Origin of the sequence: Gordonia sp. NPDC003585 (genome assembly GCF_040610755.1) — a bacterium.
GTDB lineage: Bacteria > Actinomycetota > Actinomycetes > Mycobacteriales > Mycobacteriaceae > Gordonia.
This window is the reverse complement of record NZ_JBEXMX010000006.1, coordinates 79,897-92,693: the sequence shown is the minus strand read 5'-3', so window position 1 is coordinate 92,693 and position 12,797 is coordinate 79,897. Positions and strand designations below refer to the sequence as shown.

Here is a 12,797-nt window from a genome sequence, read left to right as displayed (position 1 = left end):
GACACCGCCGCGTGCCACCCGGTGCACATGACGTCCGACAGCGCGAGCAGGCTCGGGATCAGGTCGTCGGGTGGCGACTCGGGGGTCGCGATCAGCGTGCCGTCGGCCATCGGGATGCGGATCTGCTCGGCCTGCGCGCCGTCGTAGTGCGATCCGTGCTGACAGTTGGCGGTGGCGCCCTTGCGGCACAGCGGGCAGGTGTTGTCGGAGGGATTGAATCCGCCGACCACGAAGTCGCCCGGTTTCACGGTGGTGACGCCATCGCCGATCGCGGTGACCACCCCGCAGAACTCGTGACCGATCGGCATGGGCTTGGGCACGGGTGTGATTCCGCGGTATCGCCACAGGTCGGACCCGCAGACGCAGGCCGCGACCGTGCGGACAACCGCATCCGACGGTTCGACGATGGTGGGGTCGGATCGTTCCTCGAAGCGGACGTCCCGTGGCGCATGCAATACGGCTCCGTACATGCTTTCCACTCAACTCCACTTCGCCCGCGCATGGGAGGCATTGCCGTTACCCCTAACGTGCGACCCGCCGCTTCCAGAGCACAGGAAGCGGCGGGAGCGACGCAGGTACAGGTCAGACGGGTGAGCCCGCCACCGCGCGGGAGTGGTCGATCTCCAGTGGGATGTTCTCCTCGGCTGCTTCGACGGCCGGCGGTTCCTGCCCGGGGCCGAAGTGCGCGAACTGCTCGATGTGCTGATCGAGCGTGAGTGGACTGGGGGTTCCGTAGGTGAAGTAGGTCTCCCAGGGGAGTTTCGCCCCACCAATGGCCAGGCCGGTGTCGATGTCGGCCATGTTCCAGGTCTTGGTCTGTGCATCCGGATCCATGTGCAGATAGCCCGCTTCGCCGAACAGTTCGACGCGGTTGCCGCCGGGCTCGAACACATAGAGGAACTGTCCTTGCGTGATGCCGTGCACGTCCGGTCCGGCCTCGATCTGAATGTCGTAGTCGCGGAACATCTCTGCCGCGTCGATGTTGTGCTGGCCGTTACCGTAGTAGAACGCGAGGTGGTGGAGTTTACCTGCGCCGCCGGTCATGTCGCGCATGCAGGCGATCTCGTGGCCCAACAGATTCGAACTCATCCATGCGCCGATTTCGACCTCACCATCTACGACGCGTTCGGTGGTACGGAATCCGAGGTGCCGCTCGAACTCGTTCTTCACCGCAGTCACGTCCGACGCCATCAGGTTCAGGTGGTCGATGCGCTTCACGGGAATGCCCTGCAACGGCTTCTTCGACGGACGCGAGAGAATCTTGCTCTGCAATTCCGTTGGGGCGACGTACTTCTCGGCCTCCCATAAGAGGGCAAAGTTGTGGCCGTCGGCGGTCTTGTAGGACAGGGTCTTGCCGTAGCCGAACTCGTCTTCGTGCCACTTGCTGTCGATGTTGCCGTCCTTGAGCGACGACGCCCGGCGCTCGAGAGCCTCCGGTGAGCTGGTGCGCATTGCTGCGTGACCCATGCCGGGCTGGTCGGACTCGGTGATCTTGAGGCTCCACTGATAGGGGTCCTCGTAACCACGGAGAAACACCGACTGACCTTCGCGCTTGGTCACGTACATCCCGAGAAAACGGGTGAAGAAGTCCTCGGTTTCCTGCGGCTTGGGGCTGAAGAGTTCGCAGCGCGCCAGGTGCGCGACATCGAAACGGGCGGGGTTCTCGCTCATCGGTTCTCCTGTGGTCAATCGTGCGGGCACCGCGTCTGCGGGGACCTTCCATCTACTGGATGCTCACAGCATGGCCGTGTTTGTGACCCCAGTCACCCACGTTCGGCATTGCCGAACAACCGCCGATTGTCGTCGCCGTTGATCCGGGTACGTCGTCGACCGGCCCGCTCGCCGGGACCAAGTACCTACCGTCGTCGGTATCGCACCGCGAGTAGAGGAGAACACCATGAGTCGGTTGACCGCCGCGATAGTCGGATCGGGCAACATCGGGACGGACCTGATGTACAAGCTGCTGCGTTCGGAGAACGTGGAACCCAAGTACATGATCGGCATCGACCCGAAGAGTGAAGGCATTGCCCGCGCCCGCGCGGAAGGACTGGAAACCTCCGCCGAGGGTGTCGATTGGCTCCTCGCACAGCCCGAGCGGCCCGACCTCATCTTCGAGGCCACCTCGGCCAAGATCCACGCTGCGGCGGCACCCCGCTACGCCGAGGCGGGCATCACGGCCATCGATCTGACCCCGTCGTCGGTCGGTCCCTACGTCGTGCCTGCGGTCAACCTGCACGAACATCTCAGGGCACCCAACGTCAACATGGTGAGTTGCGCCGGGCAGGCGACCATCCCGATCCTGTATGCGATCAACGAGGTGGCCGACGCCTCCTACGGCGAGATCGTCGCCGCGATCGCGTCGAAGAGCGCCGGCCCGGGCACCCGGCAGAACCTCAGTGAGTTCAGTGAGAAGACGGGCCGCGCGCTCGCGACGGTGGCCGGCGCCGACCGCGCCAAGGCCATCTCGGTGATCAATCCGGCCGAGCCGCCGATGAACATGCGCGACACCGTCTACGCCAAGGTGCGCAACCCCGACGCCGTCGCCATCGAGCGGGCCGTCATCGACATGGTCGCCGAAGTCCAGAAGTACGTGCCCGGATACACCCTCAAGCTCGTCGACGTCGACGGTGATCTCGTCACCGTCATGCTCGAAGTGGTTGGCGCAGGCGATTTCCTGCCCACCTACGCCGGCAACCTCGACATCATCACCGCAGCCGCCGTGCGCGTCGCCGACGTCATGGCCTCCGAGAACCTCGTGACAGGAGCAGCTCAATGAGCACCGACGGAACCGCAGCCGACCGCAAGGTCACCCTCGTCGACACCACCCTCCGCGATGGGATGTCGAGTGTGTCGCATCAGTTCACCACCGACAACGTCGCCGCCATCGCCGCCGGACTCGACCGGGCCGGAATCTCCACGATCGAGGTCGCGCACGGCATTGGGCTGGGGGCGTCGTCGATCCAGTACGGATTCGCCGCGGCCACCGACCCCGACTATGTGCGGGCCGCCGTCGGCGCGGTCGACAACGCCGACATCGCCGTGCTCTACGTCCCGGGCATCGCCACGTTGAACGAGTTGCAGGGAGCCATCGACGCCGGGATCAAGACCGTGCGCGTCGCCGTGCACTGCACCGAGGCCGATTGCGGTCAGCAGCCTGTCGAGTGGGCAAAAGACAAGGGCCTCAACGTCATGTGCTTCCTGATGATGAGCCACAAGCTCGAGGCAGAGCCACTGGCCGAACAGGCCGCCAAGCTCGACTCGTACGGCGCCGACGTCGTCTACGTGGTGGACTCCGCCGGCGCGATGGTGCCGCAGCAGGCCGGCGAGCGGGTGGCCGCGCTGCGCACGGCGATCTCGGCCGACATCGGCTTCCACGCCCACAACAACCTCGGAGTGGGAATTGCCAACGCGCTCACGGCCGCCGAGAACGGTGCCACCTACATCGACGGATCGCTGCGAGGGCTCGGCGCCAGCGCAGGCAACGCACAGACCGAGGTGCTTGCAGCCGCCTTCGAGCGCGCAGGCTGGGACACCGGCGTCGACCTCTTCCCGCTCATCGACACCGCCGAACATGTTGTCGCGCCGTTGATGAAGGAACCGCAGATCGTGGACGAGACCGCCCTGGTGCTCGGCTATGCGGGCGTCTACTCGACGTTCTTCCACCCCACCAAGCGTGCGGCAAAGAAGTTCGGCATCTCGACTCGGGAAATCCTTCTGGAACTCGGTCGTCGTGGTGTGATCGGAGGACAAGAGGACATGATCATCGACGTCGCGTCGGAGCTGGCGGGACGCACCTATGAGACCCCGGAGGTGGCCACGGTATGACCGCGATCAACGCCCCGATCGAGATACGCCATCTCATCGGCGACGAGTGGAAGACGGCGTCGGACGGATCCACCTTCGAGTCTCGTGATCCGCACGACGGGAGTCTGCTGGCCACCGTCGCCCGTGGCACCGCCGACGACGGCAGTGCGGCCATCTCGGTGGCTCGCAAGGCGTTCGACGACGGCCCGTGGCCGCAGATGTCACCGAAAGAACGCGCCAAGGTTCTCCACGCTGTCGCCGACGCCGTAGACGATCACCGAGAAGAACTTGCGCAGTTGGAAACCCGTGACGGCGGCAAGACCATCACGCAGTCGCTGCACGCGGAAATCCCGCGAGTGGCACACAACCTGCGGTTCTTCGCCGACTACGTGGCGATGGCGGCGAATGAGGCCTATCCCGACGGAGATCTGCTGTCGTACGTGCTGTATCCGCCGGCCGGTGTGGTGTCCGCGATCAGCCCGTGGAATGCGCCGCTGATGCTGGCGACCTGGAAAATCGCTCCCGCATTGGCTTTTGGCAACACCGTTGTCCTCAAGCCGGCGCCGCAGACTCCGTTGACCGCCAACCGATTCGCCGAGATCGCCTTGGAGGCCGGACTTCCGGCCGGTGTTCTCAACGTGGTGCACGGCTTCGGTGGCGAGGCGGTCGCCGGACCACTGACGTCCGATCCGCGAGTCGACCGGATAACCTTCACCGGCTCGAGCGCCACCGGCGTCAAGATCTTGCAGGCGGCTGCGCTCAATCACACGCCGGTGTCGGCGGAGATGGGTGGGAAGTCGGCGAACATCGTCTTCGCCGACGCGGATCTCGATGTGGCCGTGCCGATGTCGATTCGCGCCATCTTCGGCGGCAATGGTCAGGTCTGTCTGTCGGGGTCGCGTCTCCTGGTACAGAACTCGATCCGGGAAGAGTTCCTGGAGCGGTTCGCCGAGGAGGCCCGCACACTCACGGTCGGTGATCCGAAGGAAGCGTCGACGTTCATGGGGCCGTTGATCGAGCAGCGCCACCTCGAGAAGGTGGCGGGTTACGTCGAACTTGCGCAGGAGGAAGGCGGCAAGATCGTCACCGGCGGTGAACGTCTCACCGATGAGGCCCACGCCGGGGGATTCTATTTCCCGCCGACCGTCATCACGGGTTTGACCAACGAATCCCGCACCGCGCGTGAGGAGATCTTCGGTCCTGTCGAGACGGTGATCGGTTTCGACACCGAAGAGGAAGCTCTGCGGATCACCAACGATTCACCCTACGGGCTCGCCGGAATCCTGTTCACCCAGAACCTCGATCGTGCCCACCGTCTCGCTGCGCGATGGAAGGCCGGCACCGTGTGGATCAACACATTCTTCGAACGCGATCTGCGCCTCCCGTTCGGCGGGGAGGGCATCAGCGGCCTCGGCCGCGAGGGAGGTCAGTACTCACGTGAGTTCTTCACCGAACCGCGCGCTGTCACGATCCGGTTGCGCGGCTGAGCACCATGTCAGTCGACGAAACCTGCGTGGTGGTCGGTGCGACCGGCGCCATGGGGGCGATCTTCACCGAACGTCTGGCGGCGAAGGGCTACCAGGTAGTCGCGGTGGCGCGTTCGGCGGACGAGCTGGAGAAGCTTGCCGCAATCAGTGATCTGGTCGTCTGCTGCGCGGCGGACATCGCGAGTGACGAGTCTGTGGATCAGATCAAGGGATCCTTGGACGGACCGGTCCGCATGGCCGTGTTCGCGGCCGGCCTTCCGGTCAAGGGATCGGCCGACTCGATCGAGCCGTCGGCGCTGGCAACCGCGGCCAACATCAAGGTTGCGGGGCCGGTACGCCTCCTGCAGGGGGTCCGCGATCGCCTCGTCGAGGGGTCTCGCTTTGTGGCGATCGCCGGGTCACTGGGCTTGGAGCCGGGGCCGCTGGACGCCGGCCCGGGCACGGCGAACGCCGCTTTGCTCAACCTCATGCGACAGATCAGTGCGCTCTACGGACCGAAGGGCGTCACGACGCACACCATCGCTCCGGGTCCGATCGACACACCTCGCCTCCGACGCTTCATCGAGACGGAGTCCGCCGAGACCGGTCAGCCGATCGAGCAGATCTGGGATCGGTACCGGAACAAGACCACGCTCGGTCGATTGCCGACTCTCGACGAGATCGCCTGGCTTGTCGAGACACTGCTCGCCCCGCAAGCGTCCGTCCTGCACGGTTGTGTCCTGACCGCCGACGGTGGCGTGCGACGCGGAATCCAATGACATGTAGGAGTTTCCATGCCCGTAGCCCATTTTCACCTACCCACAGGACTTGCGACGGCGGAGCAGGAGCGGTCGTTGCTGATCGAGTCCAGCACGCTCTACTCGCAGATCCTTGACTCACCGATCGAGCGGGTCCGGACCTTCGTCGTGCACTACGAGCCGACGCAACTTGCCGTCGCGGGTGAGATCGTGGCCGAGGGTGGTTCTGCTGCACCGTATTTCACCGCGATCGTGCTCGCTGGGCGCCCAGCTGCACAGCGACAGGAACTAATGGCCGCCTTCACGACTCTGATCGTCGATGTCCTCGGCGTCGAGCGCGGACTCGTGCGTGGCCAGATCATTGAAGTGGCGCCGGAAAACTGGGGGATCGGCGGCAAGGCCGCCAGTGCCGTGCGTTCGAAAGAGGTCGCGGACCGCGCGAGAGTAGAGAGCGGAGACTGGCGGTAGGCGAGGATAAGTGTAGGAATTGGCCCGGCGATCACGGATCGCCGGGCCTTTTCGTGTGACTCACCGCTGCGGTGCGCATTGCGCCACGAATTGGTGCGCATGACGACATGGGCATGCATCCGGGCTTGCCATAGTGTTGTGGATCACACCACCAGAATGTTCTGAATCATTGTTCAGCACAGCCTATTTCACACACCCGGAAGGAACTGACATGAGCGATGTGCATGTCCGGTCAGATATCTCGATCGCAACCGTGAACGGCGTGGAGATCACAGCCGACCTCCATCGACCGTCGGCGGAGCTGCCGCCCGTCGTCGTCTACCTGCACGGGGGTGGGTGGCAGCTCGGCGACAAGGCGGACGGTGCCGACGATCGCCTCTCGCGGCTTGCGTCGTACGGCGTCGCAGTGCTGTCGGTGAACTATCGGCTCGGACAGCATGGAGCCTTCCCGAACCCGATCCATGATGTGAAGGGTGCTGTGCGCTGGTTGCGTGCCAACGGAGACAGCTTGCAGGTTGCCACCGAACGCGTCGGTGTGTGGGGCGCGTCCGCAGGTGCGTACCTCGCGACCATGGTCGGCCTGACCGCGGGAGACTCTGCGCTCGAGGGCGACGTGGGCGGGAACCTGCAGGAGTCCAGCCGCGTCGATGCGGTGGTGCACTGGTTCGGTCCGTCGGATCTTGCTGCAAACACGCATCGCAGTGCTGTGGAATCCTTTTTGCTGCCTCCGCCGTTCGAGGCGACCCTGATCGGAGATGCCGAAGTCGATACACCCACCGAGGTGTCCTGGCAGGCGAGCCCGCTCTCCCGGGTCGCGCCCTCGGCGCCGCCATTCCTCATCTCCCACGGTGACCGCGACAGGATCACTCCGCCGGCCCAGAGTCGACTGCTGCACGACTCGCTCGTCGGGGTCGGCGCGGAATCCACATTGGTGGTTCTCGGAGGCGCCGGCCACGAGGGAGCGGAGTTCGACTCGCCCGGCAACCTGGCGATCACCGCAGGATTCCTTTCGGCCCAACTCAATTCGTGACACGCGGCCGAACCCACAGCCCGTTTCGATAAAAGGAGAGCTTCCATGACACACGAATCAACCCTGACCCCAACCACTCCCGATCCGGTTGGTGTACCTGCGTTCGACGTCAACCTGCACGTAGACGAGATCCTGACCAACCCGTACCCGACCTATGCCGAATTGCGAGAGGCCGGTCCGGTCGTCTGGCTGCGCCACTACGGATACTACGCACTGCCGAGGTATACGGAAGTCGCCGAGACCCTGGCTGATTGGGAAACCTTTACCAGCGGTGAGGGAGTCGGTTTCAACGACATGTTCAACTCGATACGGGAAACAAGTCTCATGAACGAAGGAGACTTCCACGACCAGATCCGTCAGGTGGAGGGCTGTCCGATCAAGAAGGGGCCACTCGAGGAACTCAAGCCGCGGCTGGCCGCTTTCACTGACGACCTGATCGCCGAGCTGAGGAGCAAGGGCGAGGGAGCAACGCTGGACGGCGTGGCCGACATCGCAATGCGGATGCCGATCGACGTGGTCACCGATCTCGTCGGTATCGCGGAGGCTGGTCGCGCACAGTTCTTCGAATGGGGCAAAGCGGGTTTCGACAGCATCGGTCCGCTCGATGCGCCGCGAACGATGCCCGCACTGCAGACGATGGCGGGCTACATGCAGTACGCCGAAGAAGACTTTCCCGCCAACATTCGCGACGGTGGCTGGGCCGATCAATTGTTCAAGAACGGTGCCGAGGCCGGATGGGACGAGGCCCTCTGTCGCGGCGTCATGAACGATTACGTGTATCCGAGCATCGACAGCACGATCAGTGCCATCGGGATCGGCTTGTTGCTGTTCGCCCAGCATCCGGATCAATGGGATCTGCTGCGCGGTGACCGAAGGTTGCTGCAGAGTGCGATACCGGAGATCGTCCGGTTGGCCTCGCCGCTCCAATTCTTCACGCGTGTCGCCACCCGCGATGCTGACATCGCCGGCACCCGGATCCCCGAGGGCTCGCGGCTGATCGTGATGTATGGCTCCGCGAATCGCGACGAACGCCAGTTCCCCGATCCCGACGGCTTCGACATCACCAGGAACCCGGCGCAGCATCTGGGGTGGGGGCGCGGTAAGCACTCCTGTCTCGGCAAACCGTTGGCGCGGCTGGAGATGATCACGCTGTTCAACGCCTTGGCCGATCATGTCGAGCGCTTCGAGGCAGGCGCATACCGGTACGAGCCCAACAACATCATCCGCAGTCTCGGCGAACTTGAGCTGTCGATCAGGTGGGCCGACTGATGAAGATCTCTGTCGATTACGACATGTGCGACGGACACGGCGAGTGCGTCATCGCGGCTCCGGAGGTGTTCGATCTCAATGACGACGGTGACACCGTGCTTCTGCTGAACGACGATCCCGGTGAAGAACTGCGGCCGAAGGTGGCCGCCGCCGTGAAACTTTGCCCGGTGGCGGTGTTGCGGATCGAGGACCCCCGATGACGACCGTGGTCGTCGGTGCCGGGTTGGGCGGGCTTCGTGCTGGGCAGCGGATCCGTGAGCTGTCGGGCGATGAGGTGGTGATCGTGGGCGATGAGGCTTACCGGCCGTACAACCGACCGCCTGTCTCAAAGGAGCTTCTGGCCGGCACGATGTCGGCCGAGGAATGCATCTTCCCCGACGCCGACGACGGCTTTCGCTGGGAACTGGGCAATCCCGCGGTCGGTCTGGATCTCGAGCACAACGAGGTTGCGCTCCGACACGATTCGATCGCTTTCGACCGACTCGTCATTGCCACCGGACGTCGTGCGCGGTTGCCGTCCAACATTCCTGACCTGCAGGGTATCCACGTGCTTCGCGGCATCGATGACGCGCGGCGATTCGGCAAAGCGGTCTCGTCGACGTCCAACGTCGTGATCATGGGTGGCGGATTCATCGGGTGCGAGGTTGCCGCGGTGCTCCGTGCTGCCGGGGTCGGGTCGGTGACGATCGTGGAGATGTCCGAAACCGTAATGCCGGTGCTGGGACCGACGATCGGTGCATTCGCGCAGCGTGTCCATGGCCGGCACGGCGTAGACGTTCGCTGCCGCACCGGTGTCGTCGCGATTCATGGGGCCACCTGTGTCGAAGAGATCGAACTCTCCACTGGGGAACGGCTCGCGGCCGACGTGGTGCTGGTCGCGATCGGGTCGCAGCCCAACACGGAATGGCTCACCGGATCCGGTGTCGACCTCGACGGAGGGAATGTCGTGTGCGATGAGTTCTGTTTTGCCGCAAACCGTCCAGACGTTGTCGCAGTGGGAGATGTCGCGCAGTGGACGCACGTCGGTGTCGGCGGCGTGATCAGGGTGGAACACTGGTCGAATGCAGCGGACATGGGCCTGCATGCGGCGGAGAATCTAGTCAACCCGAGCAGCGCCAAGCCATACGCGCCGATCCCGACATTCTGGTCGGATCAGTATGACTTGCACATCAAAGCGGCAGGCTTCCTCGGTCGGGTGGTCGAATTCCAACCCGTCGAGACGGCGCCCGGAAAGTACAGCTGGGATGGTCTCGACAGCAGCGGTGATCTGATCGCGGGCGTCACAGTGAACGACAACAAGTCCTTCATCGGATATCGACGGCGAGTCGCCGCAGGCTTGACCGTCGAGGCATGATGTCCGAGCCGCCGACGGCCACGTTGATGTTCTCGCCGGCGCGAACCGCACGACGGAATCGGCCCGGGCTCATGCCGAAACGGGCCGAGAAGGCCCTGCTGAAGTGGGAACTCTCCCGGAATCCCACCGACTGACTCAGTTCCGCGACCGTGTGGCTGCCGGACAGGAGAAGGGTCCTGGCGCGCTCGAGACGTATCCATGTCAACCACTCCCGAGGCGCGGTCCCTGCTGTGGCGAAGATCTTCTGCAGGTATCTCACCGACATACCGAGGTCGGCCGCAGCCGAAGAGATGGTGAGGGTCTCGTCGCCGAGCCGTGCGCGGAACAAGGTCTGGGCGCGGAGCAGGTCGTCGCGGTGTGCCGCATCAGTCGCGGATTCGGTCGGCCGTCCGGCGGTGAGGGCTACGAGCATCATGTCGATTGCGGCGGCGGACAATGCGGTCGCGATGCCCGAGTCGACCGGCATGCGGTCCGAGGCAAGTTGTTGCACGAGCCGACTGACCACCGCGCCGGCGCCGGTGTCGGCACCCAAGCGGCGCATTATCAGCGAATCGAGGTCGTCTGCGTCGGCACTGGCGATCAACCGCTGTCGGGGTATCCGGACCACGGTCTGGGTGAAGGACTGCGGAAAGTCGAACCGGTAGGGCAGTGCGGAGTCGATCACGGTGAAATCGCCATGGTCGAGCACCACCGCCTCACCTTTCTGTTCGACGGTGCCCGGGCCCGCGGTGACCGCGCAGAGAAACAAGTCGTGCTCGACCGCTCCGCTGATCATCGCTGGTGTGCGTATTACGGAATGGCCATCTGCGTGGACATTTGTCATCTGCAGATCGCCGAAGTCGTAGGTGGACAACTCGGCGGTGAAGCGCGAGCCACGATCAGACCACTGGGGGTCCATCTCGCAATACACGGTCGCAAGTGTGTTCGTCCACCAGTCGCGACCGCCTGCGGACTCGGTGGTCTCATTGATGTGCCGCTCGGGCCGTCGGGAAATGGTCGCTGCCATTGAGAACACCTCCAAGATCAGTGTCCCACCTGCACCGAACAGGTGGTATCACCCCGTGATATCTCGTCCGAAGATCTGCCGCGCGAGCACCCAGCGCTGGATCTCGTTGGCGCCTTCGTAGATCTCGCCGATCTTCGCGTCCCGATAGATGGCTTCCACCGGGCTCGAGGAATCGTCGTCACCGAGCTCACGAGTGAATCCGAAGCCGCCGAACGCTTGAATGGCGTCGCGGGCCATCTGGACCGAGATCTCGGTGCCGCGGAGCTTTGCCATTGCCGCCTCGGGCTCCGGGAATGCGGTTCCCGAATCCAGACGCAGAGCCGCCTTGAGATACAGATCGCGTGCGATGGCGATCTCGGTGGCGCGATCGGCCATCAAGAACTGCCAGTGCTGTTTGGCAGCGAGGGGTTCGCCGAATGCGTGGCGACTCTTCAAATGCGCTGCGGTGTGATCGAAGGCCGCTTGGGCCATGCCGACTCCGGCAGCGGCGATTCCGATCCGACCATAGGTGAGTGTCTGTAGTGCCACCTTGAGGCCACCGCCTTCCTCGCCGAGAAGTGTGGCCGCCCCGAGCTCGACGTCGTCGAGAATAACGTCGGCGGTGATCTGCCCGTTGTTGCCGAGCTTGCGGTCCGGAACGCCGATGCGGACACCTGGTGTATCGGTCGGAACGATGAAGGTGCTCAGTCGATCTCCGGTCCGGGCCAGCACCACCACGAACGCCGCTACCGCGGAGTTGGTGATCCACCGTTTGCGGCCGTTCAGAATCCAGCCGTCGGCGCGACGCTCGGCAACCGTGGACACGGCGGACGGCGAGAGGTCGCTGGACGCGGCCGGCTCACTGGTCGCGAACGAACCGACGATGTCACCCTTCACCACCGGCGCGAGCCACCGCTGCCGCTGCTCGTCGGTGCCCTGGTTGACTGCGTTACCGGCCAGAATGCAGTGCACGTCGAAGATCGCGGCCACGCTGTTGGAATGGTAGGCGAGTTCCTCGACCGCAGTTGCTGTTGCGGTTGCCGGATGCCGCAGATCGTCACCACCAACATCTCCGGGGAACGGGATCCGGAACACGCCGTTGACGGCAAGTGCGTCGAATGCGTCACGCGGGAACCCGTCGATTCGTTCATCACCGTGCGAGATTCGCTGTGCCAGAGGGGAGATGAACTCGTGCGCCACAGTCCGCACGCGAGAACGGACGTCGCTGACCTCTGCTGGGGACAGGAGATCGTGATACATGGTGTCCGCCAACCGTGCCGGCGGTGCGGCGGGGTTGGCGGGTGGGGTGCTGATCGTCGACGTCATCTGGCGCTCCCAAAGCTTCTGTGCGGATGGATACCTCGGGTCTAGTCCCGATTCGAATTCGGCTCAACACCGAGTCGGTTATCTCGACTGCGCGTCGCTTCGCGGCGCAAGTTGTTCGGTTTTGTCAGGGCGACGGCGTGGTGCCCGCCTCCCGTTCGGCCACCGTCACGTCCCCGGCCGACCAGTGGGTCTTCGGCACCTCGCGCACACAGACCCGGATGTTCGCGACGGGCGCACCGATGGCGCGGTGGGTGGCCTCTGTCAATTCATGCATCAGCGCTCGGATCTCCTCCGGCGTGCGACCGTGCGCGATGGTGACTTCAATGAACGGCATGGA

Annotated in this window: 14 protein-coding genes; 9 read left to right on the top strand and 5 right to left on the bottom strand. The window is 64.2% G+C overall.

All coding sequences use genetic code 11. The annotated features are described in order from the left end of the window. Both ABZW74_RS02950 and ABZW74_RS02945 read right to left on the bottom strand, forming a co-directional pair. Nucleotides 1-470: alcohol dehydrogenase catalytic domain-containing protein (locus tag ABZW74_RS02950; protein ID WP_355273710.1), on the bottom strand; the 470-nt coding region annotated here is incomplete at its 3' end. Nucleotides 471-582: 112 nt separating this feature from the next. Next, nucleotides 583-1,671: a VOC family protein gene (locus ABZW74_RS02945; protein WP_355273707.1), complete on the bottom strand. Its 1,089-nt coding sequence runs from the start codon at nt 1,669-1,671 to the stop codon at nt 583-585. 226 nt (nt 1,672-1,897) lie between these two features. Here ABZW74_RS02945 and ABZW74_RS02940 point away from each other — a divergent pair, with 226 nt between their 5' ends. From ABZW74_RS02940 to ABZW74_RS02900, 9 genes are all read left to right on the top strand, one after another. Continuing rightward, entirely contained in the window at nt 1,898-2,776 is an 879-nt protein-coding gene (locus tag ABZW74_RS02940) for an acetaldehyde dehydrogenase (acetylating) (protein ID WP_240857757.1), read from the top strand. Continuing rightward, on the top strand, nt 2,773-3,825 hold the full coding sequence (gene dmpG, locus ABZW74_RS02935) for a 4-hydroxy-2-oxovalerate aldolase (RefSeq protein ID WP_240857756.1): 1,053 nt from the start codon (nt 2,773-2,775) through the stop codon (nt 3,823-3,825). Before ABZW74_RS02940 ends, dmpG begins: the two co-directional genes overlap by 4 nt. After that, nucleotides 3,822-5,291, top strand: coding sequence for an aldehyde dehydrogenase (locus ABZW74_RS02930; RefSeq protein ID WP_355273702.1), 1,470 nt, complete (start codon nt 3,822-3,824; stop codon nt 5,289-5,291). The genes dmpG and ABZW74_RS02930 overlap by 4 nt, the downstream gene beginning before the upstream one ends. 5 nt (nt 5,292-5,296) lie before the next feature. Beyond that, the gene (locus ABZW74_RS02925) at nt 5,297-6,049 is read left to right on the top strand and encodes an SDR family oxidoreductase (protein ID WP_355273699.1); all 753 of its coding nucleotides are present in this window, start codon (nt 5,297-5,299) and stop codon (nt 6,047-6,049) included. 15 nt (nt 6,050-6,064) lie between these two features. Continuing rightward, nucleotides 6,065-6,496, top strand: a complete 432-nt coding sequence (locus ABZW74_RS02920; protein ID WP_240857753.1) for a tautomerase family protein — start codon at nt 6,065-6,067, stop codon at nt 6,494-6,496. 211 nt (nt 6,497-6,707) lie between these two features. Then, on the top strand, nt 6,708-7,526 hold the full coding sequence (locus ABZW74_RS02915; RefSeq protein WP_355273695.1) for an alpha/beta hydrolase: 819 nt from the start codon (nt 6,708-6,710) through the stop codon (nt 7,524-7,526). Nucleotides 7,527-7,571: 45 nt separating this feature from the next. Further along, nucleotides 7,572-8,795 (top strand): cytochrome P450, encoded by a 1,224-nt coding sequence (locus ABZW74_RS02910; protein ID WP_355273692.1) that lies wholly within the window; start codon nt 7,572-7,574, stop codon nt 8,793-8,795. After that, entirely contained in the window at nt 8,795-8,995 is a 201-nt protein-coding gene (locus ABZW74_RS02905) for a ferredoxin (RefSeq protein WP_240857750.1), read from the top strand. The genes ABZW74_RS02910 and ABZW74_RS02905 overlap by 1 nt, the downstream gene beginning before the upstream one ends. Further along, nucleotides 8,992-10,149, top strand: coding sequence for an FAD-dependent oxidoreductase (locus tag ABZW74_RS02900; protein WP_355273689.1), 1,158 nt, complete (start codon nt 8,992-8,994; stop codon nt 10,147-10,149). The genes ABZW74_RS02905 and ABZW74_RS02900 overlap by 4 nt, the downstream gene beginning before the upstream one ends. On the opposite strand, the gene ABZW74_RS02895 is transcribed toward ABZW74_RS02900, so the two are convergent. The 3 genes from ABZW74_RS02895 to ABZW74_RS02885 form a co-directional block, all read right to left on the bottom strand. After that, a complete protein-coding gene (locus ABZW74_RS02895; protein ID WP_240857748.1) occupies nt 10,100-11,155 on the bottom strand; it encodes a helix-turn-helix domain-containing protein in 1,056 nt (351 codons plus the stop codon). The two genes, ABZW74_RS02900 and ABZW74_RS02895, sit on opposite strands and share 50 nt — an antisense overlap. 48 nt (nt 11,156-11,203) lie before the next feature. Then, nucleotides 11,204-12,460, bottom strand: coding sequence for an acyl-CoA dehydrogenase family protein (locus ABZW74_RS02890; RefSeq protein WP_240857747.1), 1,257 nt, complete (start codon nt 12,458-12,460; stop codon nt 11,204-11,206). A gap of 124 nt (nt 12,461-12,584) precedes the next feature. Next, nucleotides 12,585-12,794 (bottom strand): tautomerase family protein, encoded by a 210-nt coding sequence (locus ABZW74_RS02885; protein WP_355273686.1) that lies wholly within the window; start codon nt 12,792-12,794, stop codon nt 12,585-12,587. Between the last annotated feature and the right edge of the window lie 3 nt (nt 12,795-12,797).